Origin of the sequence: Streptomyces sp. NPDC058274, from assembly GCF_042881375.1 — a bacterium.
Classification (GTDB): Bacteria; Actinomycetota; Actinomycetes; order Streptomycetales; family Streptomycetaceae; genus Streptomyces.
In genome coordinates, this window is the sequence record NZ_JBHVXW010000013.1 from 94,287 (window position 1) to 120,380 (window position 26,094).

General features: G+C 71.6%; 26 protein-coding genes. 11 read left to right on the forward strand and 15 right to left on the reverse strand.

Features of this window, described 5'->3' with window-relative positions:
* Window positions 1-66: 66 nt before the first annotated feature.
* The 7 genes from ACFVYF_RS24315 to ACFVYF_RS24345 all read right to left on the reverse strand — a co-directional run bounded on the left by ACFVYF_RS24315 (window position 67) and on the right by ACFVYF_RS24345 (window position 5,552).
* Window positions 67-1,314 (reverse strand): DUF4032 domain-containing protein, encoded by a 1,248-nt coding sequence (locus ACFVYF_RS24315; protein ID WP_389458510.1) that lies wholly within the window; start codon window positions 1,312-1,314, stop codon window positions 67-69.
* A gap of 121 nt (window positions 1,315-1,435) precedes the next feature.
* Complete coding sequence (locus ACFVYF_RS24320) at window positions 1,436-2,236, reverse strand: N-formylglutamate amidohydrolase (protein WP_389458512.1); 801 nt, start codon at window positions 2,234-2,236, stop codon at window positions 1,436-1,438.
* A gap of 32 nt (window positions 2,237-2,268) precedes the next feature.
* Window positions 2,269-2,721, reverse strand: a complete 453-nt coding sequence (locus ACFVYF_RS24325; protein WP_389458514.1) for a cyclic nucleotide-binding domain-containing protein — start codon at window positions 2,719-2,721, stop codon at window positions 2,269-2,271.
* Window positions 2,722-2,891: 170 nt separating this feature from the next.
* Entirely contained in the window at window positions 2,892-3,701 is an 810-nt protein-coding gene (locus ACFVYF_RS24330) for an SAM-dependent methyltransferase (RefSeq protein ID WP_389458516.1), read from the reverse strand.
* 37 nt (window positions 3,702-3,738) lie between these two features.
* Entirely contained in the window at window positions 3,739-4,263 is a 525-nt protein-coding gene (locus tag ACFVYF_RS24335; RefSeq protein WP_389458518.1) for a hypothetical protein, read from the reverse strand.
* Window positions 4,264-4,484: 221 nt separating this feature from the next.
* Window positions 4,485-4,727: a DUF397 domain-containing protein gene (locus ACFVYF_RS24340; RefSeq protein ID WP_383273106.1), complete on the reverse strand. Its 243-nt coding sequence runs from the start codon at window positions 4,725-4,727 to the stop codon at window positions 4,485-4,487.
* A gap of 3 nt (window positions 4,728-4,730) precedes the next feature.
* On the reverse strand, window positions 4,731-5,552 hold the full coding sequence (locus ACFVYF_RS24345) for a helix-turn-helix domain-containing protein (protein ID WP_389458520.1): 822 nt from the start codon (window positions 5,550-5,552) through the stop codon (window positions 4,731-4,733).
* A 293-nt stretch (window positions 5,553-5,845) separates the two neighbouring features.
* On the opposite strand from ACFVYF_RS24345, the gene ACFVYF_RS24350 reads away from it, so the two are divergent.
* A complete protein-coding gene (locus ACFVYF_RS24350; RefSeq protein ID WP_389458522.1) occupies window positions 5,846-7,258 on the forward strand; it encodes a hypothetical protein in 1,413 nt (470 codons plus the stop codon).
* A 95-nt stretch (window positions 7,259-7,353) separates the two neighbouring features.
* On the opposite strand, the gene ACFVYF_RS24355 is transcribed toward ACFVYF_RS24350, so the two are convergent.
* The gene (locus tag ACFVYF_RS24355) at window positions 7,354-8,178 is read right to left on the reverse strand and encodes an SDR family NAD(P)-dependent oxidoreductase (protein ID WP_389458524.1); all 825 of its coding nucleotides are present in this window, start codon (window positions 8,176-8,178) and stop codon (window positions 7,354-7,356) included.
* A gap of 146 nt (window positions 8,179-8,324) precedes the next feature.
* On the opposite strand from ACFVYF_RS24355, the gene ACFVYF_RS24360 reads away from it, so the two are divergent.
* The 3 genes from ACFVYF_RS24360 (at window position 8,325) to ACFVYF_RS24370 (ending at window position 10,566) form a co-directional block, all read left to right on the forward strand.
* A complete protein-coding gene (locus tag ACFVYF_RS24360; RefSeq protein ID WP_389458525.1) occupies window positions 8,325-8,858 on the forward strand; it encodes an ATP-binding protein in 534 nt (177 codons plus the stop codon).
* Window positions 8,855-9,757, forward strand: coding sequence for a DUF6624 domain-containing protein (locus tag ACFVYF_RS24365; RefSeq protein ID WP_389458526.1), 903 nt, complete (start codon window positions 8,855-8,857; stop codon window positions 9,755-9,757). Before ACFVYF_RS24360 ends, ACFVYF_RS24365 begins: the two co-directional genes overlap by 4 nt.
* Before the next feature lie 281 nt (window positions 9,758-10,038).
* Window positions 10,039-10,566: a hypothetical protein gene (locus ACFVYF_RS24370; RefSeq protein WP_389458527.1), complete on the forward strand. Its 528-nt coding sequence runs from the start codon at window positions 10,039-10,041 to the stop codon at window positions 10,564-10,566.
* Between the two features lie 118 nt (window positions 10,567-10,684).
* Here ACFVYF_RS24370 and ACFVYF_RS24375 read toward each other — a convergent pair whose 3' ends face one another.
* Window positions 10,685-11,923 carry a phosphatidylserine/phosphatidylglycerophosphate/cardiolipin synthase family protein gene (locus ACFVYF_RS24375; RefSeq protein ID WP_389458528.1) on the reverse strand — a complete coding sequence of 413 codons (1,239 nt, stop codon included), beginning with the start codon at window positions 11,921-11,923 and terminating at the stop codon, window positions 10,685-10,687.
* Window positions 11,924-12,292: 369 nt separating this feature from the next.
* Between ACFVYF_RS24375 and ACFVYF_RS24380 the strand changes: the two genes are divergently transcribed.
* Entirely contained in the window at window positions 12,293-13,171 is an 879-nt protein-coding gene (locus ACFVYF_RS24380; protein WP_389458529.1) for an oxygenase MpaB family protein, read from the forward strand.
* Window positions 13,172-13,246: 75 nt separating this feature from the next.
* Here the strand turns inward: ACFVYF_RS24380 and ACFVYF_RS24385 are convergent, their stop codons facing one another.
* From ACFVYF_RS24385 to ACFVYF_RS24395, 3 genes are all read right to left on the reverse strand, one after another.
* On the reverse strand, window positions 13,247-14,170 hold the full coding sequence (locus ACFVYF_RS24385; RefSeq protein WP_389458530.1) for a LysR family transcriptional regulator: 924 nt from the start codon (window positions 14,168-14,170) through the stop codon (window positions 13,247-13,249).
* Between the two features lie 40 nt (window positions 14,171-14,210).
* Window positions 14,211-14,426 (reverse strand): hypothetical protein, encoded by a 216-nt coding sequence (locus ACFVYF_RS24390; protein WP_389458531.1) that lies wholly within the window; start codon window positions 14,424-14,426, stop codon window positions 14,211-14,213.
* A gap of 300 nt (window positions 14,427-14,726) precedes the next feature.
* On the reverse strand, window positions 14,727-15,878 hold the full coding sequence (locus tag ACFVYF_RS24395; protein WP_389458532.1) for an NUDIX domain-containing protein: 1,152 nt from the start codon (window positions 15,876-15,878) through the stop codon (window positions 14,727-14,729).
* 376 nt (window positions 15,879-16,254) lie between these two features.
* Here ACFVYF_RS24395 and ACFVYF_RS24400 point away from each other — a divergent pair, with 376 nt between their 5' ends.
* From ACFVYF_RS24400 to ACFVYF_RS24410, 3 genes are all read left to right on the forward strand, one after another.
* Complete coding sequence (locus ACFVYF_RS24400; protein WP_389458689.1) at window positions 16,255-16,335, forward strand: putative leader peptide; 81 nt, start codon at window positions 16,255-16,257, stop codon at window positions 16,333-16,335.
* Between the two features lie 211 nt (window positions 16,336-16,546).
* Window positions 16,547-17,764 carry an acyl-CoA dehydrogenase family protein gene (locus tag ACFVYF_RS24405; RefSeq protein WP_389458533.1) on the forward strand — a complete coding sequence of 406 codons (1,218 nt, stop codon included), beginning with the start codon at window positions 16,547-16,549 and terminating at the stop codon, window positions 17,762-17,764.
* A gap of 123 nt (window positions 17,765-17,887) precedes the next feature.
* Window positions 17,888-18,070, forward strand: coding sequence for a hypothetical protein (locus tag ACFVYF_RS24410; RefSeq protein ID WP_389458534.1), 183 nt, complete (start codon window positions 17,888-17,890; stop codon window positions 18,068-18,070).
* On the opposite strand, the gene ACFVYF_RS24415 is transcribed toward ACFVYF_RS24410, so the two are convergent.
* Both ACFVYF_RS24415 and ACFVYF_RS24420 read right to left on the reverse strand, forming a co-directional pair.
* Window positions 18,067-19,239, reverse strand: a complete 1,173-nt coding sequence (locus ACFVYF_RS24415; protein WP_389458535.1) for a N(5)-(carboxyethyl)ornithine synthase — start codon at window positions 19,237-19,239, stop codon at window positions 18,067-18,069. The two genes, ACFVYF_RS24410 and ACFVYF_RS24415, sit on opposite strands and share 4 nt — an antisense overlap.
* Window positions 19,240-19,541: 302 nt before the next feature.
* Window positions 19,542-19,757 (reverse strand): DUF4177 domain-containing protein, encoded by a 216-nt coding sequence (locus ACFVYF_RS24420; protein ID WP_389458536.1) that lies wholly within the window; start codon window positions 19,755-19,757, stop codon window positions 19,542-19,544.
* 219 nt (window positions 19,758-19,976) lie between these two features.
* Between ACFVYF_RS24420 and ACFVYF_RS24425 the strand changes: the two genes are divergently transcribed.
* Both ACFVYF_RS24425 and ACFVYF_RS24430 read left to right on the forward strand, forming a co-directional pair.
* Window positions 19,977-20,669, forward strand: a complete 693-nt coding sequence (locus tag ACFVYF_RS24425; RefSeq protein WP_389458537.1) for a DUF6629 family protein — start codon at window positions 19,977-19,979, stop codon at window positions 20,667-20,669.
* 900 nt (window positions 20,670-21,569) lie between these two features.
* Window positions 21,570-21,971, forward strand: a complete 402-nt coding sequence (locus ACFVYF_RS24430) for an ANTAR domain-containing protein (RefSeq protein WP_389458538.1) — start codon at window positions 21,570-21,572, stop codon at window positions 21,969-21,971.
* Window positions 21,972-21,997: 26 nt separating this feature from the next.
* Here the strand turns inward: ACFVYF_RS24430 and uvrA are convergent, their stop codons facing one another.
* Entirely contained in the window at window positions 21,998-24,466 is a 2,469-nt protein-coding gene (gene uvrA, locus ACFVYF_RS24435) for an excinuclease ABC subunit UvrA (protein WP_389458539.1), read from the reverse strand.
* A gap of 570 nt (window positions 24,467-25,036) precedes the next feature.
* Here uvrA and ACFVYF_RS24440 point away from each other — a divergent pair.
* Window positions 25,037-26,020 carry a hypothetical protein gene (locus ACFVYF_RS24440; protein WP_389458540.1) on the forward strand — a complete coding sequence of 328 codons (984 nt, stop codon included), beginning with the start codon at window positions 25,037-25,039 and terminating at the stop codon, window positions 26,018-26,020.
* Window positions 26,021-26,094 lie beyond the last annotated feature (74 nt).

A 26,094-nucleotide genomic window follows, 5' to 3' on the forward strand; every position in this document is an offset into this window, starting at 1 on the left:
ACGCCCAATCGTAAGTACGATCGGTCACCTTTGCGCTGGAACCGTGAGGCGGCGGGGCTCCAGGGCTCAGCCGGGCGTCGCGGGATCGTCCGCGGCGGGCGTCATCTCCTTCCGCACCCGGGGCAGGATGTGCGCGACGAAGTCCTCCACGGCGATGTCCAGACCGATGTCGTGCTGTGCGTGTTCGGACAGGTACCAGCGGTGTTCGAGCAGCTCGTGGTAGAGCTCGGCGGGATCCATGGAGCCGCGCAGGTCTTGCGGGACGGCGCGCACGGTGGGCCGGAACACCTCCCGTACCCAGCGGTGGGCGAGCACCTCCGGGCGGGCGGCCAGCGGGTCGCCCGGGGCGTAGTCCTCCTGGGTCGCCATCCAGCTCTCCAGGTCGTTCAGCAGCCGGCGGGCCTGGTTCTCCTCGGCGTCGAGCCCGGTCAGCCGCAGCAGCTGGCGCTGGTGATGGCCCGCGTCGACGACCTTGGGGACGAACGTGACGGTGTCACCCTGGGGGGAGTGTGCGATCTGCATCTCGGCGACGTCGAAACCGAGGTCGTTCAGCCGCCGGATCCGCCGGTCCATGTAGTGATGCTTGCCCGCCGGATACACCGAGGTGCGGGTCAGCTCCTCCCACAGCCCCTGGTAGCGCGCGCAGATCTCGGTACCGAAGGCGATGGGATCCACGGAGGGGTGCAGCGCCCCCGCCGCCTCCAGGTCGAGCAGCTCGCCGCTGATGTTGACGCGGGCGAGATCGAGGTCGTACTCGCGCTGCCCGGTGCTCAGTTGAGGGTGCAGTTCCCCGGTCTCGGCGTCCACCAGATACGCCGCGTACGCCCCCGCGTCGCGGCGGAAGAGGGTGTTGGACAGCGAGCAGTCGCCCCACGCGAACCCCGCCAGATGCAGCCGGACGAGCAGCACGGCCAGCGCGTCCATCAGCCGGTGCATGGTGGCCGGCCGCATCGTCGTCTCGAACATCGACCGGTACGGCATCGAACCGCCCAGGTGCCGGGTGATCAGGACGGATTCGAGGGGCCCGGCGTCACCGTCACGGCCGGTCACCACGGCGAGCGGATCGACCGCCGGGATGCCGAGCCGGTCCAGGCTGCGCAGCAGTTCGTACTCGCGCAGCGCCGGCCGCTCGGCGAGCTCCTTGACGGCCACCACTTCCGTTCCGGCGCGGGCGTAGCGCACCACGTGCCGCGAGATACCGCGCGGCAGCGGCACCAGGTAGTGCTCCGGCCACTCCTCCAGGGGCAACTGCCACGGCAGTTCGAGCAGGAGCGCGGGATGCTCCGGATTGGTGGCGCTGATCTGCAATGCCATCGGTGCGCTGCCCTCACCTGTTCTCGACGGTCGCTCGCAGGAGCATCTCCGCATCCGCACGTCCGTTTCGTCAACAGGCAGCCCCCGGTCCGGGCTCTTCAGCAGCGGGCCACGGGCGTCGTCAGGAGCGGGACACGGCGTCGACCAGCGCCGTCAGCGCCGCGGCGAGCGGGGCCAGGCCCGGCCCGGTGAGCCCGCCCGGCTCGGTCATGTACGTGTCCCGCCGGATCTCCACCATCAGGGCCGAGACCCTCGGCTCCCTGCCGTAGAAGTCCAGGGGCACGTACGCCCCGGAGAACGGGCTGTCGACGCCCGTGCCGCCGAGTCCCGCGAAGGCCTCCCGTGCGAGCGCGAGCAGCTCGGGCGGCGTGTGGAAGCCGTCGGTGCCCAGACACACCGGCGGCCGAGGCCCCTCGCCGTGCAGTTCGTACGGCAGCCGGTCCGTGGGATACGAGTGGACGTCGATGACGACCGCGCGCCCGGTCACGGCCAGGCGGTCGGCCACCGCCTCCGTCATCGCCCGCGCGTACGGGTGGAAGTAGCGGTCCACCAGTGGCCCGGGATCGGTGTCGGCGGAACGCAGCGGTGTGCGCTGTGTGGTGCGTGTGTAGACCGCGCCCATCCCGACGGACAGCATCTCCTCCCGCTCGTCGGGAAAGCGTTCGGGGTCGATCACCAGCCGCGACAACCGGTTGACGAACCGCCAGGGTGTGACCTCGGCGGCCCCGGCCGCGAGCGCGGCCAGTTCGGCGGTGTGCGCGTCGGTGATGTGGTCCAGCTCCTCCTTCAGCGCGGTGTCGTCGAGGAGTATGCCGTCGCGTACGGATGCCGGGATCTCCCGCGCGGAGTGCGGCACATGCAGGAGCACGGGTGAGCCGGCGGTGCCGGGAAGAAGCGCGAAGGACTCGGTGGCGTTGTTCATGGGCCGATTGTCGCGGTGGCCGCCGCGTCACCTCACCCGCCGTTCCCGTGGTGCGCGTAGCGCTCGATCAGGGCGGCCCGGGTGGTTTCGAGCCGGTGGGCGAGGATGGCGGCGATCGTACGCGTCAGCGACAGCTCCAGCGCGGGATCGTCGGCGCACAGCCGGTTGACCGTATCGGCCTCGAACTCATAGGCGCGTACGGGGCTGAACGCCTCCGCCCCGAAGTCCCAGCGGTGCGGCGGGAACAGCCAGGACCAGCCCAGCAGATCACCGGGCCCCAGCGTCGCGACCGAGATGCGCCTGTCCCCGACGACCTGTTGGTCCAGGGAGACCGTGCCGGAGCGGACCACCCAGAAGCGGTCCGCGGTCCCCCCTGCCTCGAAGATCCTTCCGTCCGCCGGGAACGAGACCTCACGGGCCACGCCCATCAGGCGGTCACGGTGGTCGGCGGAGAGGGCGTGCAGCAACCGGAGAGCAGTGGGCATCGCGGACCTCCGTCGCGCCGCCCCGGGAACACGGCCCCGGACCTACGACGGGTGCTGCGGCGCATCTCGAACCGGTGGTGTCCCGTCACCCTCCATTGGAGCGGAATACGGGCGTTCCGTCGCGCCGGAGGCCGGGATTCCGCCACTTTCCGGCCTCCGGGCACGCTGCGTCAGGGCTTGCGGGCCACGCCCCCGTGGACATCCGTGGGCTCGGGCGAGCTGCCGGGCTCGGGGCGCCACAGCGGGCAGGACACGATGCCGGGTTCGACCAGCTCCAGGCCCTCGTAGAAGGCCGAGACCTGCTCCGGGCTGCGCAGCACGTACGGGATGGCGCCGGTGTCGTCGTAGCCCTGCTGGGCTTCCTTGAGGGCGGCGTCGGTGTCGGTGCTGTCGTAGTGCACGAAGTAGCTGCCCGGGGGCAGGGCGGCCTGCAGGCGGCGGACGATCGACTTGGCCTCGTCGTAGTCCTGGATGTGGCCGAGAATGCCCATGAGCATCAGGGCGACGGGCTTGCTGAAGTCCAGGATCCGGCTGGCCGCCTCGATGATCTTCTCGGGCTCGTGCAGGTCCGCGTCGATGTAGTCGGTGACACCCTCGGGCGTGCTGGTGAGCAGTGCCTGGGCGTGGCGGAGCACCAGCGGGTCGTTGTCGACGTAGACGATGCGGGACTCGGGTGCGATCCGCTGGGCGACCTGGTGGGTGTTGTCGTACGTGGGCAGGCCGGTGCCGATGTCCAGGAACTGGCGGATGCCGAGCTCCTCGGCCACGAAGGTCACGGTGCGGATCAGATAGCCGCGGGAGGCGCGGGCCATGGTCTCGATGTTCGGAGCGACCTCGCGGTAGGCGTCGCCCGCCTCCCGGTCTACCTCGTAGTTGTCCTTCCCGCCCATCCAGTAGTTCCAGATGCGGGCCGAGTGCGGCACCGTGGTGTCGATCTTGGACAGCGCTTCTTGGTCCGGGGTGGGCCGGCCGTCTGCCATGGGGAATCTCCTGCCGTACGTCACGCGTGGTCTGTCCCTAACCTACCGTCAACTTCCGTCTGGCTCGCCGCAGTTGAGCAGGCCGGACAGCCGGGGCGCGGATGGGATGTCCCGGTTCACCCGCGTCGACGGTCACGACCGGGACGTGCTGCGCCAGCGTGCGGAACGCCCGCGCGTACGCGCTCACCGCGTCCGCGCCGTCCCGCTCCTGTCCGTTGGGGCAGGCGGCCGGGGAGCCCGTCAGATGGATGAGGGCGCCGTCGCGTTCCGCCACGGCCTCGGCGAAGTCGAGTGCCTGGATCCAGGTGACCCGGGAGTGCCCCCGGCGCAGCGGTCCGTACACGAGCTCGTGGATGATGCTGCCGTCGACGGTCAACCTGCCCGGCATGGCGAGGAGTTCGCGGTACGGCAGGGTCGGGTCCAGATGGTGGAGGGGACCCCGCGTGTGCCTGATCGTGAATCCGTGCCGGGCCAGTTCGGAGATGAGGCCCGACCGGCTCACGTCCTCGGGGCCGTCGACGACCAGGGTCCGGCACTGGGTGAGAGCCTGCTGGAGGTTCATTCCCGTACCTCGGGTGCGGGCCGGCCGGTGCGCCCAGGGCGCACGGCCGGGTCCGGGAGATGAGGCGGCGTGCGCATACGACCCCCTGAAAGACGACCGGCTTCCCCAGTGTGGGGGGACAACCCGCACGGCGGGAGTGGGCGTGCGGGTTGTCCGGTTGTGCGGGCGTAGTGGCGGCGTACGGGCCCGCACGTTCAGGGGGCCGGGTGTCCGGCCGGTGATCAGGCGATCAGGAAGTCGGCCTGACCCGACTTGACGCCGGTCAGGAACGAGACCATCTCGTCCCGGGTGTAGATCAGTGCGGGCCCCTCGGGGTCCCTGGACTGACGGAGGGCCACGCTGCCGTCGGTCAGCAGCTTGGCCTCGACGCAACTCCCGCCGTTGGTGCCGCTCCAGGGCTTGAGCCAGCCCTCGGTTCCCAGCTCGGTGGCGGTCATGCCGCTGTGGAAGTCCATGGATCCCATGGTTCACAACTCCTTACGCAGTTCAGCCAGGATGTCCCTGGTTCGAGCGACCGGCTCCGCCTGTACGGACATCCGGTCCAGTACTTCGAGATAGCTGACGACGTCGGCGGGCTGATCGACATAGACCGCGCCGGCGAGGCTTTCGGTGTAGACGACATCGGGCAGTTCGGAGAAGCCGAAGCGGAAGTAGTGGAAGGGGCCGAAGGCGCCGGGATGGGCGCCCACGCCGAAACGCATGATCTGGATCTTGACCTTCGGCAGGTCCAGGGCCTCGTGCAGCCGGTCGATCTGGGCCCGCATCACGTCGGCGCCGCCGACCGGCCGGCGCAGCACCGTCTCGTCCAGGACGGCCCAGATGGCGGGTGCGTCCGGTTTGGCGAGCAGATCCTGGCGCTTGACCCGCAGGGCGACCCGGCGGGCGATGTCCTCCTTCGACTCATTGGGAAAACCGACGTGCATCAGCGCGGTGACGTAGTCGGGCGTCTGCAACAGCCCGGGCACGTAGTGGGGTTCGTAGAGGCGGATGACGCTGGCTTCGCTCTCCAGGCTCACATAGGCGCTGAACCACTCGGGCAGCACGTCGCGGTACTTGTACCACCAGCCCGGCCGATTGGCCTCCCTGGCCAGGCGCACGAAGTCGTCGATCTCCGTGGCGGGGACTCCGTAGGTGCGCAGCAACTCCCTTACGTACGGGATGCGGAGGCCGACCTCGGCCTTCTCGATCCGGCGGACCGTCAAAGGGGTGACCTCGATGGCCTGCGCCGCGGCCTCGAACGACACTCCCGCGTGTTCCCGCAGGTGCCGAAGGCGTTTGCCGAGAACCATCCGCAAGACGGTCGGTGCGCTGCCGCCAGAGCGGTTCTCGCTCACGTCCTACCTCCCGGTACGGGCGTCACAGCGTGCAGTGTGCCATGCGGTCGATGGCGGAGACAGGGTGATGCGAATAGTTCTGAAATTATCAGAACGCCGGTTGCAAGGTGAGTCTGTCGGCCACCATAGTGATCGAGAGACCTGCCGCACCGTTCGTGCCGGCGAGGTCGAACTGTGCTCGGCCGTACCGCACTTGAGGGACCGGCAGGTACGGGCCGAAGCCGCACATTGACCGATGTGAGACCTGGGTGGCCACCATGACCGACGGACAATCGAGAAGTCCCGGCAAGGGGTCCACCGCGGCCAACAAGGCGCTGGCCGCGGCCCTCAGAGACGCGGGCTGCTCCTACGCCTCACTCGCCCTGCGGGTCAACGAGCTGGGGCACCGCCAGGGCGTGGACTCCAGCTACGACAAGGCGTCGGTCACCCGCTGGCTCCAGGGCCAGCAACCACGCGGCGCCACACCCGAGTTGATCGCCACGGTGCTGTCCGAGCGGCTCGGCCGGGCCGTCTCGCCGACGGACCTCGGCTTCCACCCCGATCAGCAGCGCCCGGTCGCGGGCAGGGCACTCGTCTACGGCGAGGACGTGGCGGAAACGCTGCACACGCTGGCCGAGCTGGGGTCGACGGACATCTCCCGGCGCAGCCTCCTCGGCTCGGTGCCCTTCGTCGCCGGAGCCCTGGCCACCCCCCAACGCGAGTGGCTGCTGTGGCTGTTGGAGAACCAGGACGGCCCGCACCTGGCCCCGGTGACAGGCGGTGGCCCGGTCGAGCAGGTGCACGCGATGATCGGCATGTTCGACGCGATGGACAACCAGTACGGCGGCGGCGGAGTGCGCACCAGCATCGTGCACTACCTGTCCACCGAGGTCGTCCCCCTGTTGCAGCGCCGCGGCACGGCTCCGCATCTGCTGCGCCTGCTGTACGCGGCGGCGGCGCGGCTGGGCGCGATGGCCGGCTGGAGTTCGTACGACGCGGGGGAGTACGGCCTGGCGCAGCGCTACATGACCCAGGCGCTGCGGCTGTGCGCCGAGGGCCGCGACCGGGTCCTGGGCGGCCAGATCCTGGCCGGCCTCTCCCATCTCGCCACCAGTCTCGGCCGCCCCGACGAGGGGGTGGCCCTGGCCCGGGCCGGCATCGCCACCGCGAAGGGTGCGGGCAGTCCGCTCGGGCTGATGCGGCTGTACGCCATGTCGGCGCGCGGATACGCGGCCCAGGGCTCCGCGCGCGAGACCGCCGAGGCGCTGCGGCTGGCCGAGCACCAGTGGGACGCCAGCCGGGGCGCCGCCCAGGAGTCGGTGTGGGTGCGCTTCCTCGACCACCACTATCTGCAGGCCGAGTCCGCGCTCTGCTTCCGTGACCTCGGGCAGGCCGCGCAGGCCGAGCGCACCGCGAGCGAGTCCCTGCGCGCCAACGCCGACCGGCGCAGGCGCCAGGCCATCAGCCGCTCCGTCCTCGCGACCGCCCATCTTCAGCAGAACCGCCTCGACGAGGCCGTCGGCACCGCCACCGAGGCGCTCGACACCCTCGCCACGGTGCACAGCGAGCGGTCCATCCAGGCACTGCGGGACTTCCGCAGGCGCCTGGCGCCGCGCCGGCACGAGGCTCTTGTCCAGGAGTTCGAGCGCAGGTCCCGGCCGGTGCTGGGGGCGGTGGCATGACCAGGGAGCCGGGGCTCTTAGCCGCCGGGGCGTCCGACGCGTCAGTGACCGCCGGAGCATCCGACGCCTTGGCGGCCGCCGGAGCGTCCGACGCCTCAGTAGCCGTCGGGCGAGGGGGCGTTCTGCGCTCGGTCGACGGGCAGATGGGCCCCGGAGATCCCGCTCGACAAGTCCGACAGCAGGAACGCCACCACCCGGGCGACCTCCTCCGGAGCCACCGGCTCCCCGCCCGGGAGCTCCGCGGCCACGAACGCGGCGAACCCTTCGGGATCGTCGCGGCGCATCCGGTCCCACCGTCGGCCCGGGATGAGCATGGACCCGGGCGAGACGGCGTTCACCCGGATCCCGTCCGGTCCGAGCTCGCGGGCCAGCGATGCGGCCAGCTGGATCTGCGCGGACTTCGCCACCCCGTACTGCGCGTACGGGCCGGGCTTCCAGCCGGAGATCGACGAGATCACCACGACCGAGCCGCCGCCGGCCGCGCGCAGGTGCGGGACCGCTGTCCGTACCAGGCGCGCCGTGTGGCCGACGTTCAGCTCCCAGGTCGCGGCCCAGTCCTCGGCCTCGGCCCGTTCGAACCGGCCCCCGCGAGAGCCGCCCGCACAGGCCACCACCCCATCGAGGCCGCCAAAACGTTTCGCCGAGGTCGCGACAAAGCCCTCCAGCCGGCCCGGCTCGGTGACGTCGAGGGCATCCGTGAACAGCTCGACGGCGTCGACCGAGGCGGCCAGTGCCGCCAGGTCCTCCGCCGTACGGGCGCAGGTGGCCACCCGCGCCCCCTCGGCCGCGAGCAGCCGCACGATCTGCTCGCCGAGCCCGCGCGTCCCACCGGTCACCACGACGCGCTTGCCGCGTACGCCGGACCATCCGGTGGCCCCGTGCCGAGGCTGTCTGGCCGGGCTTCCGCTCACGTTCCTCATCCGATCGAACATACCTCCCGCACCACTACGTGCGCGCAACCGGACAACCCCCATAACCCCTGGTCCGACCCCTGCTCCGCCCTGTTGGCTGCCCGTGCAGCCAACGACACCGTCCCCCCACCCGTGCTGCACACGAAGGAGGACCGATGACGGCATCCCGAGCACAGCACCGCCGCCCGTCGACCTCGCTGACACACGGCGCGCACGCGCCGGACGACCACGCGCCCCCCGGTCGGGCCCTGGCCGGTGAGGCTGCCGTGATCCGCTTGAACAAACCCCACGTCCTGCGGACCGCGGTGCCCGCGCACCCGTCCCAGGCGGCGGGCATACGGCGCATGGTCGCCGCCCACCTCGCGCACCTGAACCTCCCGGACGAGATCCTTGACAACGCTGTCTTGGCTACGGACGAGGTGTTCGCCAACGCCGTGAAGCACGGCAGCACCGACACCGCCGACACGATCATCGTCACCGTCGAGTCCACGGCACGGGAACTGCGGGTCACGGTCGCCGACGGCTCTTCCGGCGTCCCCCGCTCCCGCCCGGCGGACGAGGCCGCGGAGTCCGGCCGCGGACTGGCCATCGTCGACGCGCTGGCCGACGACTGGGGAGTCGCACCGCCCGAGCCGGGCGTGGCGGGCAAGCGCGTGTGGTTCACCCTGGCACTTGGTGAGGCGCCATGAAGACTTCCTCCGGACATGTGACGAGCGGCCCGGGGAGCGGCTCCTGGCAGGGCCTGGCGCACGAGGCCGAACGGAGCTCGGCGCACGAGGTCGAGCGGCACGTGGCGCACGAGGTCGAGCGGCTTCCGGTCAACGAGGCCGAACGGAGCTCGGCGCACGAGGTCGAGCGGCGTCCGGCGAGCGAGCTGGGAGACGGCTCTGCGGAGCACCGGGTGAGCGAGCCGGGAGACGGCTCTGCGGAGCATCGGGTGAGAGAGCCGGGACGCGCTTCTTCGTACGGGCCGGCGGACGGTTCTTCCGGGCACGTGGCCGACGGTCTGCCCGAGCGTCCGGCGAGCGGTGTCCCGCGGCCACCGGTGACGGAATCCGCGGGCGCGCGGTATCCGACGGCGCGGCTGCTCCCGGGGCTGGCCGCGGCACTGGCCGTGGAGCTGGAGCGCCGCGCGGAGGACGAGAAGCGTCTGATGAGGCTGGCGCGGACGGACCCCGCCCCGCACCGCCGGCGCGACCTCATCGAGTGCCGCAGAGACAACGCCGACGCGCTGGGGGCGATCGTCCGCCGGCACGGCTGGCCGACCGCCGACCAGGTCGGCACCCCCGCTTCGACGGCCGCCCTGATGATCCTGCTGCACGCCCCCGACTTCGACTTCCAGCTCCTGTGCCGTGACCTCATCGCCCACGCCGCCGCGGACGGCCGGTGCCCCGCCGCGCACCACGCCTACATCGCCGACCACTGCGCGGTCGAACTCGGGCAGCCGCAGTTCTACGGCACCCGGGTCAACCCGGTGACCCTGCACCCGTACGCGGTCCGGCAGCCCGGGACCCTCGACGAGCGGCGCCGGGATGTCGGACTGTGCCCGCTCGACGAGCAGATGCGGGCCCTGCGGCTCGGCGGCTGAGACGCCCTCGCAGCTGCACGCGCCACACCCCGCTCAGCCCTGTCTCCAGTCTCCGTGGAGACGGAACCGCAAGATCCACCGGACAGACCCTGGCCGCCGGCGGACGTGATGTGCAGCACGCGGGGAATTGCCGGTGTCATGCCACGGGGATGATTCTGGCTGGGCACGGCTTGATCGCCGATCCAGGAGCGAGAATTCCCTGGCCACGGCATGTTCCGTTCATTTGACACTGCGTCGAGCGCACGGATAAGAAGCACCTCTCGGAGGTCGAGAGGTGGATTGTGTACGAGCCGAATGTGATCGGGGACTGGCAGGAGTGCGACGAGCATGCCGGCCTGCGTGTCCGCGTCCACGGCTTGGAGCGCGCCGAACCCCCACGAGGACGCGACGACGCCGCTGAAGGCCTCACCTACTTCAGGTTCCGCGTGACCGTCGAGAACCGCGCGAGTGACTACTTCGGCATCCACCTCGAGGACGGCCAGATCGATGTACGCCTGGGCGCCGACGGCGAGAGCGCGCTGCTCGACTGGCGGAACTCCCAGTTCATCGAGGGCTTCGACGTCTATCCCCTGCGCCGGGTCACGGCCGTCCCGTATGCCGCGGGCACCGATGCCGACCTGAACCGGGTGGACATCCAGGTGCAGCTGAAGGTCGACGACGAGTGGACCGACCGCTACCTCTGGTCGGGCGGCGTCGACCTGCCCGAAGGACCGGTCGGCACCGGCGTACGCGGCGGCGCGGCGGAGGACGGACTCGCGTGCCAGGTGAGCAACTTCCTCAGGCGGGAAGCGGGCCCCGCCGCCGAGTGAGCCCCACCGCCGGGGTGTTGACCACAGCCCGGCGGTCGCCGGGAGCAACTCGATGCGCCCGGCGGCCACATGGAGCACCGGCACAGCAGGAGCGCCCGCGGGTCTGCACGGCGGCGTGCTACAGGAAGCGCCGGATCGGGGTGACCGCGACCTCCTTGAGGCGCTGGGGGACAGGCCTGCGCTTCCAGCGCAGCGGGTCGATGGCCTCGGCCCGCTTCTGGTCCGCGTCGAAGTCCTGGTCGAGCGCGGCGGTGAAGTGCTCGTCGAGCACGGCGAGCATGACTTCTTCGTCGTGTTCCATGGAACGCCGGTTGAAGTTGGTCGAGCCGATCAGCGCGGCCACCCTGTCGACCGTCATGATCTTGGTGTGCAGCATCGTCGGCTGGTACTCGCGGATGTCGACGCCCGCGTCCAGCAGAGTGCCGTAGTGATGCCGGCCGGCGAGCAGACAGGCCCGCTGGTCGGTGTGCGGGCCCGGCAGCAGGATCTCCACGCGCACGCCACGGCGGGCGGTCGCGCTCAGCAGGTCCACGAAGTACTGGTCCGGTGCGAAGTACGCGGTGGCGAGGCGGAAGCGTTCCTCGGCGGAGGTGAGCATGACCCGGATCAGGGTCTGCATGTCCTGCCAGCCGAAACTCGCCGAGCCCCGCACCACCTGCACGGTCGCCTTGCCCGGCTGTTCGTGTTCCGTGAAGCGGTCGCGGGAGTCGAACAACTCGGCATGGCACTCGGCCCAGTTCTGGGCGAAGGCGGCGGCGATGCCGTCGACGGCCGGACCGCGGACCTTCACATGGGTGTCCCGCCACTCGGAGGGGTTGCGGGCGTTCCCGCACCATTCCTCGGCGATGCCGACTCCGCCGGTGAACGCGGTGTGTTCGTCGACGATGAGCGCCTTGCGGTGGCAACGGTGGTTCTGCTTCAGGGGCGAGAGCCAGAGCGGCTTGCGGAACCAGGCGACCTGCACCCCGGCGGAGTGCATCGACTCCAGCAGGTCGCCCTCGATCTCCTTCGCGCCGAAGCCGTCCAGCAGCAGCCGGACGCGAACGCCCGCGCGGGCGCGGTCGGCCAGCGCGGACGCGAAGTCATGGGCTATCTGCCCGCGCCAGTACACGAACGTCATCATGTCGACGGTGTGCTCGGCGGCGCGGACCGCGTCGAGCATGGCGGGAAAGATCTCGTCCCCGTTCCGCAGCGGGACCAGTTCGTTGCCCTCGGTCGCGGCGATTCCGATCAGGCGCTCCAGACGTCTTCGCAGGCGCTGCTTGCGCAGGTCCGCATCGGCCCCCGACACGGCCGTCCCGGCCGCGCCTTCGTCTGCCGCGTCGTACTCGACTCCCACCGCAGCCGTGTTGTGCATGCGTCTTCTCCTGTTGTCCGTCCGCCGGGCGCCGACATGTCCATCGGAGCCGTGCGCCCTGACCGTGTCACACCTTCGCCGGGTCCCGTGACGGGAGCGCGTGGGGGCGTGGTGGGAGGGGCGGCCGCGCCCGCCCTGTTCTCCCATGGCGCGGCCATGCCCCTCCGCTCGACCGCGCCGGCTCCGGGGTGACCCTTCCCCTTCGCCGGACGCGGGAGCACTGCCACCGACGCGACCGGGGGGAGTGCGTCAGTGGCACACGATCTGTTGCCCCGGATCCGGCGGCGCACTCCGGTGAAATCCGCGGGGTCCGCGGCCGCATTTCCCGGTGGCCTCCGGATCCGGGTGCCGCTGCGCGACACTGGGACCATGGACACGTACGCGTCCGCGGTCGCCGGTTTGCGCGAACGGCTCGGGGTCGAGCTGTTCAGCCGGGTCGCGGGGCCCGACGGACCCGCCAACCGGGCCCGGATCCACGAAGCCCCGGGGCCACGGTGGTTCGGCGCCGACCGCCCCATCCGGACCGTCCACGGCGACGCCTCGATGTTCGTCGGCGGACTGCGCGCGCTGCTGCTGCAGTCACTGCACCCGCTGGCGATGGCCGCGGTGGCGGCCCATTCCGGCTACCAGGGCGACCCGTGGGGGAGACTGCAACGCACCAGCACGTTCCTCGCCGTCACCACCTTCGGCGCCGCCGACGACGCCCAACGGGCCGTCGACCACGTCCGCGCCATCCATCAGGCGGTACGCGGAACCACGGACCAGGGTGAGCCGTACCACGCCGCCGACCCGCACCTGCTCGGCTGGGTGCACGCCGCGGAGACGGACAGCTTCCTCCACGCTCACCAGCGCTACGGTTCGCATCCCCTGGACGCGGACGCGTGTGACGCGTACGTCGCGGACACCGCAGTGGTGGCAACCGCCCTCGGCGTGGTCGATCCGCCCCGCGACCAGGCGGAGCTGGCCGAGGTGCTGGCCTCCTACCGGACCGAGCTGCGAGCCACACCGCAGGCCCGCTCGGCGGCGCGCTTCATCCTGTTCCGGCCACCGCTGCCGCTCGCGGCCCGGCCGCCGTACGCCGTGCTGACCGCGACCGCGGTCGCCGACCTTCCGCCCTGGGCCAGGGGACCGCTGCGGTTGCCGCGTGTCCCGGTCGTCGAGGACGCCCTCGTCCGGCGGGCCGGCCATGGGCTCGTCAGGACGATCAGGTGGGCGATGACGGGCCCGCCCCCGGCACGGGCGCGCTGACGCGAGAGCGGGCCGGGGGTGAGGCGGTCCCTTCCGGGGCGGCGTCTGAGCAGGGCGGTGACCGGGGTGGCGCGTCTACGGTTCCGCGTACGCCTCGACGGCCGCCGTCCGCAGGGCCTCGGCGACGCGGGCGGCCGGCTCGGACAGCGGGTGCGGGAGGTGGGCGAGGACGAGACGGCGTCGCTCCTGCGGTCCGCCCCGTACGGGCAGGATCCGCACCCCCGGCGGTGCGGCGCGGGCGAGCGAGGCCGGCACGGTGGTCAGACCGCAACCGGCCGCGACCAGGTGCAGTTTGGCCAGCCAGTCGCGGGCGGTGTGGGCGATCTCGGGCCGCTCGTCCAGACCGGGCCAGACGCCCATCAGCCCGTCCTCGCCGGAGGCGGGGCCCGCGATCCAGCGCCGGCCGCGCAGGTCCGCGACATCGACGAAGTCACCGCGGGCGAGCGGATCGGTGGCGGGCAGCGCCAGCCGCAGGCTGCGTTCGGTGAGGGTGAGCAGGGTGAGGGGCGGCGACTCGGTGTCGGGCGGCCGGAACGGCGGGGCACAGGCCAGCAGAGCGAGGTCCAGACTGCCGGCCCGCAGCGCGCGGACCAGCGCGGGGGTGCTGCCCTCCCGGGTGATGACCGTGACGGCGGGGTGCGCCCGGCGCAGCGCGGTGAGTGCCTCGGTCACCAGGACGGCGCCCGCGCTGGGGAACCAGCCCACCCGAACCGTGCCTGCCTGGGCCGGCAGCCCGGCCAGCTCGCGCGCGGTCGTGTCGATCTCCTCGATCACGGTCGTTGCCCTGCGCAGTACGACATGGCCGGCCGCGGTGAGCCGTACCCCCTCGCGGCGTCGCTCCAACAGGGCCGTCCCGGCGGCACGTTCGAGTGAGGCGATCTGCCGGGACACCGCGGACTGGGTGTAGCCGAGCGCGCCGGCGGCCGCGGTGAACGTGCCCTGCTCGGCCACCTCGCGGAAGACCCGCAGAGCGGTCAGCGAGACATCACTGAAGTCCATGACGTCTACGCATACCAGGCGCGCCCGGCTCTCGCTGGCCTCATGCCGATTCCGGATCCTGCGACGACCGTTGTCCGTGCAGATGGCTCCGGAAGAACGCGGTCAGCCCGGCGACGGCGAGCGTCACGTACGGGTCCCTGTCGTACAGGTCGACGTGGGTGGCGCCCTCGATGGTCCGGAGCTCCTTGGGTTCCCGTGCTTTCCCGAAGGCCTCGGTGGTCATGTGGGCGGTGACCGCCTCCGATCCGACGATCATCAGCAGAGGCCGGGGAGCAATGAGGGCGATGAACCGGAAGGGGTCGAAGGAGACGATCCGGTCGACGCTGTTCCAGGTGAAGGACTTGGCCGAACGCGGATGCCGCGCACGGTCGGTGCAGTAGTACTGCCGGCCTTCGTAGGTGTGCCAGTGGTCCGGGCATCCACTCGGCGGAGGTCACGCCCCCACCGCCGAGCGCCCCGGCAGCAGCCGGGACGAGGCGGTGTGACCGGCGTGCCCCGTCCCGGCCGAGGCGGACGGGCGCGCTCGCGCCCTCCTCGGCGGGATCGGAGCTCGCCGTCACCCCGCGAACGGGGTGAAGTGTGCCGGTGAGTGGTCGATCGGCAGGTCGGGGTGGCGTGCCCCAAGGATCTGGGCGCTGCACACGAACAGGTTCTGGGGCAGGCGGTCGAGGGGGAACCAGCGCCAGTGGCCGACGCTCTCACCGGGCTGGTCGGCGGGCCGGCCGTGCCAGAGGGTGACGTGGGCGCCCACGGTGACCCGGACGACGCCATCGACGTGGTCGAGGTGGCTCCCCAGCAGACGCACGTCCACGGGCTGCGCCCTCAGTCCGGTCTCCTCGCCGAGTTCGCGGACGACGGCCTCCTGGAGCGACTCGCCGGCCTCCACCGTGCCGCCCGGAAGCTCCCAGGTCCCCTTGCGGTGACGGCCCAGGAGCAGCCCCCGGGGTCCGTACACGAGGGCGCCGACACCGAGCGCCGCGTGCGCGACCGGTGGCAGGGACGCGCGCGGGCGGGAGGAGATCCGGGCAGGGCGGCGGACCCGGAAGATCCGGTACGAGGCGAAGTCGCCCTCCTCCGTGGCATCGAGGACGTCGACGTGCTCCACCCGCAGCCCGTGTTCGTCGAGCAGTTCCTCCCAGAGTTCCGGAGTGAGCACCCACATCTGGACGGTGACCTCGTCGCCGCCGGCGAGCCGCAGCGTTTCGGGCCGCGCCCCGACGGCCGTGGACGGGCCGTGCCCACGGGAGTTGGTGTGCAGCGCGGTGAAGCACAGGGTGCCGCCGGGCGTGAGGGCCGCCGCGAGCGCGGGCAGCAGCCGGCGCGGGTCGATGTACGGGAGGGCGTTGACGGAATAGATCACGTCGTACGGCTCGGCGGACCGCAGGTGCTCGACGGCGTCGGCCGCCACCAGACGCAGACCGGGCAGGTCGCCGTACCGGGCCCGGGCCCGTTCGACCTGGCTGGGGGAGGCGTCGACGGCGTCGACCAGGGCGCCGCGCTCGCGTACGAGATGCGCCGCGTGCCGGCCCGGGCCGCAGCCCAGGTCGAGGACGCGCTTGCCCGACAGGTCGCCGAGGATCTCGGCGCCCGGGCCGGTGCCCCAGAAGCCCCAGTCGATCCGGTCGACCTCCGCGAGGGCGGTCCGGCGCCGGATGTGGTGGGTTCCGTATGCCTGCCAGGCGTCCGCGTTGATCTCTTCGGCGCTCACCGTGCCGTGCTCCTTTCGTGGGCGGGGCGGCACGGCGCAGGGCCGGCCGCGGCCGGCCCGGGCGGCGACGCGAGCGCGGTGCCGTTGAGCGCGACCTGCGTGCAGTCAACCAACTACGGGGGGAGCGCATACAGGTGCGCTCGGTAGCACCGGCAGCGCCAGGATGCCGCGGAAGTTGCCGGTGCGTCCGCGCGGACGGAGGAACTGGAGGGGACGCCCGGCGCTCTCGCCACTACCGAATCGCCCCCCATTCGGAGATCCGGGTAATCGCGGTTGCGAGCACAGCATTTCTGCTGTGCGACAGCCGTGTGCCGGTGTGTGAAATCGGTGCGGACGTTCTTGACCGGCCCGGCGGCCCGCTGCTTCGATCGGTGGCATGAAGCGACAGGACCTCACGCGTCGGCGCCACGTCGACCTCGTGCGCGTCTCCAGCTGCGTCTGTCGCCGCAGGGCCTGAGCGAGCCCCTCGGCCCCGGCTGTCGCGCCTTTCTCTTTCGCATTCACCTTCCCCTTCTTCTGCCTTCTCTTCGGTCGCCCCTTTTCTCAAGAGGCGGTACGGGTGCGATCCCGCACGGGGCCGGAGATGAATTCGGGTGCCCGAAAAGCCCGCTCCAAGTAGCGCTTCAAGAACCGCTCGCAAGACCACTCCCAGAAAAAGGAGTCACCCCATGAGCACCGTCGCCCCCACCCAGTGGAAGTCCGGTCCCGCTCCGCAGGACCCGCAGGGCTGGATCGAGCGGGCCGCGGAGGTCGCCGCCGTCCTCGCGACCGACGCCGCCGCCCGCGACAAGGCCGCCGCCACCCCGTACGCCGAAGTGCAGTTGCTGAAGGACGCGGGTCTGGTCACTCTGCTCGGCCCGGCCGAGCACGGCGGCGGGGGACAGGACTGGCCCACGGCCTACCGCGTCGTCCGCGAGGTCGCCAAGGCCGACGGCTCGATCGGTCAACTGCTGGGCTACCACTACCTGTGGAACTGGGCCGCCCGGCTCGTCGGCACCCGTGAACAGTGGACCGAGGTCGAGGCCCGGGCCGCCCGTGAGCAGTGGTTCTTCGGCGGCGCGGTCAACCCGCGCGACAGCGACGTGGTCGTCACCGAGGACGGCGACGAGCTCGTCTTCACGGGTCACAAGACCTTCTCCACCGGCAGCAAGGTCTCCGACGTCACCGTCCTCGAAGGCGTGCTGGACGGCACCGACCAGCACATCTTCGCCATCGTCCCGTCCGACTCGGCCGGACTGACCTTCCACGACGACTGGGACAACATCGGCCAGCGCCTCACCGAGAGCGGCAGCGTCACGCTCGACGGCGTCCGCACCCCGTGGGCCTCGGCAGCGGGCTACGTGGACAAGGTCTTCCAGCCGCGGGTGTACAACACCCTCAACGTCCCCACCATCCAGCTGGTCTTCGTGAACTTCTACCTCGGGATCGCGGGCGGCGCCCTGGAGACCGCGGCCACCTACACCCGTGCCAAGTCCCGCTCCTGGCTGCACGGCGGCCACGACAAGGCGGTGGACGAGCCGTACGTCATCGACCGCTTCGGCGATCTGACCGCCAAGCTCTGGGCCGTCGAGGCCCTCGCGGACGCCGTCGCCCTGGAGGGGCAGAAGCTGCACGACGACCCCGACGCCGTCACCGAGCAGACCCGCGGCGCCTTCGAGGTCCGGGTCGCCGCCGTCAAGGCGCGCGCCACCGAGGTCGCCCTGGAGATCACCAACGGCATCTTCGAGGTCACCGGCGCCCGCGCCACCGCCTCCTCCGAGGGCCTGGACCGGTTCTGGCGCAACGTCCGCACTCACACCCTGCACGACCCCGTGGCCTACAAGCGCCGCGAGGTCGGCCGCCATGTGCTGACCGGCGACCTGCCCGAGCCCACCTGGTACTCCTGACCCCTCGCGCGCGTGACGTGAAGGGCGGAGCGCGCGGGGTACCCGGGACGCGGGGGACGGCATGGCGCGGTGACGGGCGCCATGCCGTCGCCCCACGTTACCGAGGGAAGGAGCCGGCGGTGGGTGACGACGGCTCGCCAGGGCGAGGCCTGGCTGCTGGTGAAGGCGGACCACGAGCGGGCCCGACCCGGCGGCGGCCACGGGACGCCGGAGCCCCGCAGGGCCCGCTCGGCACGCAGCGGACGTACCCTCCACCAGGTCGCCGAGGAGGTCCCGGGGAGCGGGAGGCCGGGTCTGCCTGACTAGACCTCGGAGTTCAGCCGGGCCGCCGGGATCTCGGGAGCGTGGGGGTAGGCGGGGGACCGGTGCTGGAAGGAGAGGATCTTCGGGTTCTGGACGACGCCGTCGCGGATCTCGATGGCCTTCCTGACCGTGACGTCGGTGTCCCATGCCGCGGGGCCGCCCATGACCGTACGCAGATAGGGAAGGAGCGCCTCGCTGATTTCCCAGGTGGCGGAGTTGTACAGATAGGACGGGCTGTGGTCCACCGCGTAGTAGTGGCAGCCCGGCCCCACTGTGGACATGGGCTCGGTGAAGCTGGACGGGTGGGCCCATTCGAAGCCCATGCCCTCGTCGCAGGCGACGTCGATGAAGAAGGTGCCCGGCCGGAACAGGGCGAGTTCCTCGTCGGTGACGAACATGAGGGGCGCGTCGGTGTCCTGCAGGACGCAGTTCACGACGATGTCGAACCCGGCCAGGTACTCCGCCAGGGGCACGGAACCGACCCCGGTGAGTGCCTGCAGGCGTGACGGATCGTCCGCCTGCTCCTGGAAGTGGCCCATCACGACCGAGGGCATCGGCGAGGCCACCGCCGCGGCCGCGCGCTGCGTGAGCACCGTGACGTCGGAAACCCCCATGGCGCCCAGGCCCGTGACCGCTCCGCGCGCCGTGGCGCCGAAGCTGATGACCACCGCGCGCAGGCGGCGCCCGTAGCTGCCGGTCAGCCCGCCGAGCTGCAGGGCGTGCAGCACCGAGCAGTAGCCGGCGAGCTCGTTGTTCTTGTGGAACACATGGACGCTGAAGGCGCCCGTGGAGGTCCAGTGGTTCATGGCTTCCCAGGCGATCAGGGTCAGCCGTCGATCGATGCCGATCTGGGTCATCTTCTCGTCCTGCACGCAGTGCGGCCATCCCCACAGCACCTGGCCCTCGCGCAGCTCGGCGAGGTCGTCGTGCATCGGTTTGGGCAGCAGCAGGGCGTCGCATTCGGCGAGCAGCTGCTCGCGGGAACGCAGGCCGGCCACGAGTGGTCGCAGCGCGTCGTCGGCGACGCCGAAGCGCTCGCCGTAGCCCTGTTCGAGGAAGATCTTCTCGCGCAGGTCCGGGGCGATCCGGTCGAGATGACGGGGGTGCAGCGGCAGCCGGAACTCGTTCTCCTTGCGGGAGGAGGCGAGTACTCCGAGACTCATCAGACTCATGTGGGGCGGCTCTTTTCCGGCCGGACGCGATGCGCTCCAGCCCTTGCCGTTCCCCGAGGGCGACGCCGAAATGGATGACGGCGTGCGAAGTGCGCTCGGTACCGCAACGGTACTCCCGTCCCAGTCGCCGAACGCCCGCGGTCGTCTCCCGCTTCCTCGCCGAGGCGACCGGAGCCTCCGCGACGGCTCGCCGCCACGTCCGGCCTTCCCGGGCTGCGCGACGACAGGCCGACCCGGCGTCGTCCGCGAACGGCCCACCCCTCTCGTACGCGGGTGAGCCGTACCCCCGACCCGCGCGGCCGCTACTGCCGGGGACGCTCGAAGGTGAGCAGCAGCCCCTCGACAGCACCGGGCCCTATCCGCCCCTTGACGTCGGCGGACGTGATCGCCTTGAGGCCCCAGCCGTCCCCGGCGTGCTTGTTGAGGACCTTCTCCAGCTTGTCGCCGTCCAGTGCGTCGCCGATCAGCGACTCCCGGAAGCTGACGACCTTGTACTCGTACGTGTAGGGGTTGCTCATGGCGGTGGTGCCCTCCTGCGGGTCGGCCTGTCTGCGATGGCAGGGGGCCAGCCAATCATCGTTCGGTAGCGCGGCACAGACCCGGGGGCGTAAGGCCGCGCAGCCGTGACCCGGGAGGCGACGGCCGTCGTGTCACCCCGGACGCCGGAGCGCCGAGACGTAGCGTGGGCCGCCGGTGCAGGGCGGAATCCCGACGACGGCGGACCCCTGGGTGGCGTGATGTGCTGGAGTGCGAAGGCCGATCTGGTGGCGGGCGCCGGTATCGCGGCCGTCGGAGTCGCGTGTGTGGCACGGGCGCGCGGGGTCCGTGAGCTGCCCCTGGCCGCACTGCCCCTGCTCCTCGGCGCGCACCAGGTCGTGGAGGCGAAGGTCTGGCACACCGCGGGCGGTACGGGCCCCGCCACTGTCGCCTGGGCGGTGATCGCCCTTCCGCTGCTCGCGGTGTGGGTGCCGGTGGGCGTGGTGTGCGCGGCGCCACCACTGGCCCGACGGCGGCTGACGATCCCTTTGACGGCAGGCGTGCTGACGGCGGCGGCACTCGCGTATGCGCTCGCCGCACGCCCGGTGACGGCCGAGATCCGTGGGCACACCGTCGGCTACGTCGTCGACCTGCCGCACGCCCAGCTGCTCATCGCCGGCTACCTCTTGGCCACCGTCGGCTCGCTGCTGCTGTCCGGCGACCGGGGGCTCAGGCGGCTCGGAATCCTGGTCGGCGTGGGCGCGGTGGTCTGCTGGGCGCTGTGGCGGCTCGAGTTCGTCTCGACGTGGTGCGCGTTCGCGGCGGTGTGCTCGGTCGTCCTCTTCTTCTGGGTCCGCGGCCGCGGGGGGCCTGGAGGCGCGGGCCGAGCGGGGCCCGGGGACCTCCGGCGGCTCGGAGCCGGCCGGACACGGGAGAATGACACCGGGTCCTGACGGCCCGGATCCGTGAGCGGGCCGCGGCGGGTGCCGGGCGGAGCGCCCTCGTCGGCCTCTGGCGCTGCGCCAAGAACGCCGACGGCTCCCTGACCCTGGCGGCCATCCCCGACCGGCTGAGCCGCCTGCTCAGTGTCACCGGGATGGACGCCTTCCTGCCCGCCTACTCCAGCGCCGACGCCGCGCTCGCCGCACGCCAAGGCAACCGCGCCACCGCCTGAAACCCCTCGCTCGCCAGTCAATAGCCGGCCGGCACTGCACCGCCCGGCTTTCTCCCGCGGCCGGCGCCGGGGCATGACGATGTCGTCGTCGGTCGGGCTCGGCGTGTCCACGGGGGGCGAGTACCTTCCCGCTCGCCAGGTGCAGCACGTGCAGGACGCGGCCGAACTGATCACCCACCAGGCGCTGGGCCACTACGACCGCGCCGTGGCCGCCGGCCCTGGAAAAATACGGGATGCGACGTCCCCCCCGCCCAGAATGATCACAACCGGATACGTGCCCTAGGCCCGCAGCCCGGTTTCAGCCGTTTTCCGGTGCCGTCGCACACGAGGCATCGAGGTGTGGCAGAGCGGGCAAAAACCTGAAGCGGTCAGGAAGCGGCCATGAACAAACCCTGCTCTGCCCGCTTCGCCGATGGTTCGCGCACACAGTTCTCCCTGCTTGCCGCACCTGTGGCGGCGGCCGCGATGTGGTGCACCCGTATCGCTCCGCCGCCCAGTGGCGGACCTGTCCGGTGATCGCCCATGCGGTCACTCCTCCAGCGCCCGCCGGCATCCGTGGAGGGCATCATCGGCGTCGGGCGCACCGCGCGGGTCCGCCCCCTCGTCGCAGGGGGAGGGGCCCGCGCTCGCGGCTGGACCGGCAACGACCGAAGGCTTCTCTGGTGAGGAAGGCGTTTGCATGGACCGCACGGAGTCAGCGCCACACATACGAGTCGAGAAACCGCTCGTCGGGGCGGCCCCCTCGAAGACGACCGGAGGACCGGCCGGCCCGTCGGGCGACCGGAAACGGGACAGCCGGGTGGCGGCGCGGGAGGGCGAACTGGCCCAACTGCGGCAGACGGTGTCCTCGCACGCGGTCGTCGATCAGGCGATCGGCATCGTCGTCGCTCTGGCCGGCCTGCGCGCCGAGGACGGCCGGGACGTCCTGCGGGAGATCTCCCAGCACACCGACATCAAAATGCGTCATGTCGCCGAACTCATCGTGGAATGGGCCCAGACGGGCCACCTCGCGAGCGACATCCGCCATCAGCTGGAACGCAGCATGACGACGCGCGCGACCCTGCGCCCCGAGCCCGGCTGACCGGGCTTGCGTCCCTCACGCCGTCGTCAGGAGCGCGCGAGCCGGGACGCGAGATAGGGCGCGGTGGCGCTGCGGCGGGCCCTCGCCACCTTGGCCGGGGTGCCCGCCGCGACCACCCGTCCGCCCGCGTCGCCACCGCCGGGCCCGAGGTCGATGACCCAGTCGGCGGTGGCGATCGTGTCCAGGTCGTGCTCGACGAGGACGACCGTGTTGCCGGCGTCGACGAGCCGGTGCAGCTGTCGCAGCAGCAGCGCGATGTCCGAGGGGTGCAGTCCCGCCGTCGGCTCGTCGAGCAGGTACAGGGCGTGCCCGCGGCGGGCCCGCTGCAGTTCGGTGGCCAGCTTGATGCGCTGGGCCTCACCACCACTGAGCTCCGTCGCGGGCTGGCCCAGCCGCAGGTATCCCAGCCCCACCTCACGCAGCGTCTCCAGACTGCGGGACGCGGCCGGGACGGCGGACAGGAACTCGGCGGCGTCGTCGACGGACAGCGCCAGCACCTCCGCGATGTTCTTGCCGCGGTAGGTCACCTCCAGCGTCTCGGCGTTGTACCGGGCGCCGTGGCAGGTCGGGCACGGCGCGTAGGTGCCGGGCAGGAACAGCAGTTCCACCGCGACGAACCCTTCGCCCTGGCAGGTCTCGCACCGCCCTTCGGGCACGTTGAAGGAGAACCGCCCGGCCGAATATCCGCGTGCCCTCGCCTCGTCCGTCGCCGCGTACAGCTTGCGCACGGCGTCGAACATCCCCGTGTACGTGGCCAGGTTGGACCGGGGCGTGCGGCCGATCGGCCGTTGGTCGACAAGGACCAGCCGGTCGAACGACTCCACCCCCGACGCGTCCTGCACGTCGACCTCGAGCTCCGCCTCCTCGGGCTCCTCCGGCACGAGCCCCAGATGGCCGCGGACGACCTCGGCGAGCACCTGCGTCACCAGCGTCGACTTTCCGGAACCGGACACGCCGGTCACCGCCGTCAGTACACAGAGCGGTACGTCGACGGACACGCCGTGCAGGTTGTGGCGGGAGACGCCGCTCAGGTGCAGCCAGCCGTGCGGTGTGCGCGGGCGGTGACCGAGCGGCTGAGCGCGCCCGAACAGATACTGGCTCGTCGCCGACTCCTCGACCTGCTCAAGACCGGCGACCGGGCCGCTGTACAGCACGCGACCGCCGCCCTCACCCGCGCCGGGGCCGATGTCGACCACCCAGTCCGCCCGCCGTACGACGTCCATGTCGTGCTCCACGACGAACAGCGAGTTGCCCGCCGCCTTGAGGCGGTCCAGCACGTCGAGCAGCGGTTCGGCGTCAGCCGGGTGCAGGCCCGCGGAGGGCTCGTCGAGGACGTAGACGACGCCGAACAGCCCCGAGCGCAGCTGGGTGGCGATGCGCAGGCGCTGCGCCTCGCCGGGGGACAGGGTCGTCGAGCGGCGGCCGAGGCTGAGATATCCGAGGCCCAGGTCGAGCAGTACGTCGACGCGCGCGACCAGATCGCCGCAGATCCGGACCGCGACCTCGGTCGTCTCCCCGGACCGGGCGGTGGACGTGGTGGCGTCGGCCTCGGACCGCCCCGCGACGGGCCGCAGCAGCGCCACGACCTCGGTGAGCGGCATCGCGTTGATCTCGGCGATGGAATGTGCCGCGAAGGTCACGGCGAGCGCCTCGGGCCGCAGCCCGCTGCCGTGGCACTCGGGACACGGCACACTCCTGACGAACCGCAGCGCCCGTTCGCGCATCTTCTCGCTCTTGGAGTCGGAGAGGACGTGCATGACGTGCTTGCGGGCGCTCCAGAACTTGCCCTGATAGCCGTAATCGACGCGGTCCTCCTCCGGCTCGATGTACACGGAGGGCTGCTCGTCCGTGTACAGCAGCCAGTCCCGGTCCTTCTTCCGGAGCCTGCGCCACGGCCGGTCGATGTCGATCCCGAGGCCGCTCACGACACTGCGCAGGTTGGCGCCCTGCCAGGCGCCCGGCCAGGCGGCGATCGCCCCCTCGCGGATGCTCAGTGAGGGGTCCGGGACGAGCAGGTCCTCCGCGACGTCGTGCACGACGCCCAGTCCGTGGCACTCCGGGCAGGCGCCGGCCGCGGTGTTGGGCGAGAACGACTCGGCTTCCAGCCGTGCGGCCCCGGGCGGGTAGGTGCCGGCGCGGGAGTACAGCATGCGCAGCAGATTGGACAGGGTGGTGATGGTGCCGACCGTCGAGCGCGAACTGGGCGAACCGCGGCGCTGCTGCAGGGCCACGGCCGGTGGCAGCCCGCTGATCTCCTGTACGTGCGGTGCGCCGACCTGTTGCAACAGCCTTCGGGCGTACGGCGCGACGGACTCGAAGTAGCGCCGCTGGGCCTCGGCGTAGAGCGTGCCGAAGGCGAGCGAGGACTTGCCGGAACCGGAGACGCCGGTGAAGGCGACCATCGCGTCCCGCGGAACGTCGACGTCGATGTTCCGCAGGTTGTTCTCACTGGCACCCCGGACGTGCACGAAGGGGTCGGTCGCGTCGTTGCTCACCGTTCCTCCCTACCTGATCGCGCCGGGAACCGCGCGACCAGCGCCGTCGCCGCGCCGCGGTCATGCGAGCGTCCAGAGGGGCCGGACATAAGCCGTTTTCAGGGAACAATCGGGGATGGTTGACCGTTGAGAGAGATGTGGACGCGAAGGGAACTGTGTCCCCGGGCCTCACCCTTTGCCCATGAGGACGATCGTTCGGCTGAAGCCTTATGGAGCCCCCGCCGCGAGGCGACCGCCCTTCGCGTCCACCCTTGATCGGCCCCGGCTGGGGATCCCCCGAACCAGTCGGGGCCTTCGCGCGCCCGCAGCCGTGCTTGCCCTGCCCCTGCCGGCCGTCGCCGGCGGACGCGGTGGTTCCGCCCTCGCGTGACGCAGTCGGCGCGGGCGGCCCGGCCCAGCCGACCGGTCGCGACTTCGGGTGTGCGCGTCCTCGTGACTCCACTCGCGGTCACCCAGGGGCCGGGCCTGCGCAAGCAGTGGCCCGAGCTGCCGTCCGGGGGCATCCGACGAGATCAGCTGTTCGATCAATGGGACAATAACTATGAAATCGCCGTCCGAAAGAGGGTGCCGGTGGACCTGGACTCTGTCGCCGACGAGCTGTACGGGCTGCGGCCGGAGCAGTTCACCGCCGCGCGGAACGAGCGCGTCGCGGCAGCGCGTACGGCCGGCGACCGGAAGCTCGCCGAGCAGATCAGTGGTCTGCGCAGGCCCAGCCTGTCCGCGTGGGCCGGCAACCTCCTGGTGCGGGAGCGGCCCGACGAGGTGAAACCGCTGATCCAGCTGGGTGAAGCCCTGCGGAGCGCGCACCACGATCTGGACGGCGACCAGTTGCGCCGGCTCACTCAGCAGCAGCGCGCTGTCGTCAGGGCACTCTCGCAGCAGGCGGGGGACCTTGCCGCGGCAGCCGGGCACCCGCTCGCCGACGACGCCCAGCGCGAGGTGCAGGACACCCTGCAGGCCGTACTGGCCGACCCTGATGCCGCTCGGGAATGGGCCGCCGGCCGGCTCGCCAAGCCCATCGGTCCGGCCGTCGGCTTCCCGGCCGTCGGCCCGGCGGCGCCGTCACGCAGAAATGGTGCGCCGTCCGCGGCGAAGAAGGTGACGCCCCCGGCGAAGACCCCGCCGTCCCGGGCGAAGACCCCGCCGTCCCCGGCGAAGAAGCCGCCGGCTTCCGGCGACGGTGAATCGGCGGCGGATGCGCGGCGGCGAGAACGCCTCGCCCAGGCGCGCCAGGAGTCCGAAGACGCCAAAGGTGACCTCCTGGCGCGCGAGACGGCGGCGGAAGCCGCCGAGCGCGCGGTGCAGGACGCCAAGGAACGGACGGAGGCGCTGCACCAGCGCGTCACCGAACTCACCGAGGAACTCAAGGCCCTCACCGAGAAGCTCAAGGCCGCGGAAGAGGAGCACCGTCAGGCGCGAGCCGACGAGCGCGGTGCGCGGGAGCGGGAACGCGAGGCCGGTCGCGGGGTGCGCGCCGCGCGAACCCACGCCGGGAAGGCGGCCGCGCAAGTCGAACGTCTGGCCGCCAAGGCCTCAGGGAAAAAGCGCGGTTGACGCGCCCATTGCGCAGTGGGGCGGGCCGCCCTGCGCGATGCCCTGCTGGGCGCCCGAGGGCAGGCCGCGCGGGC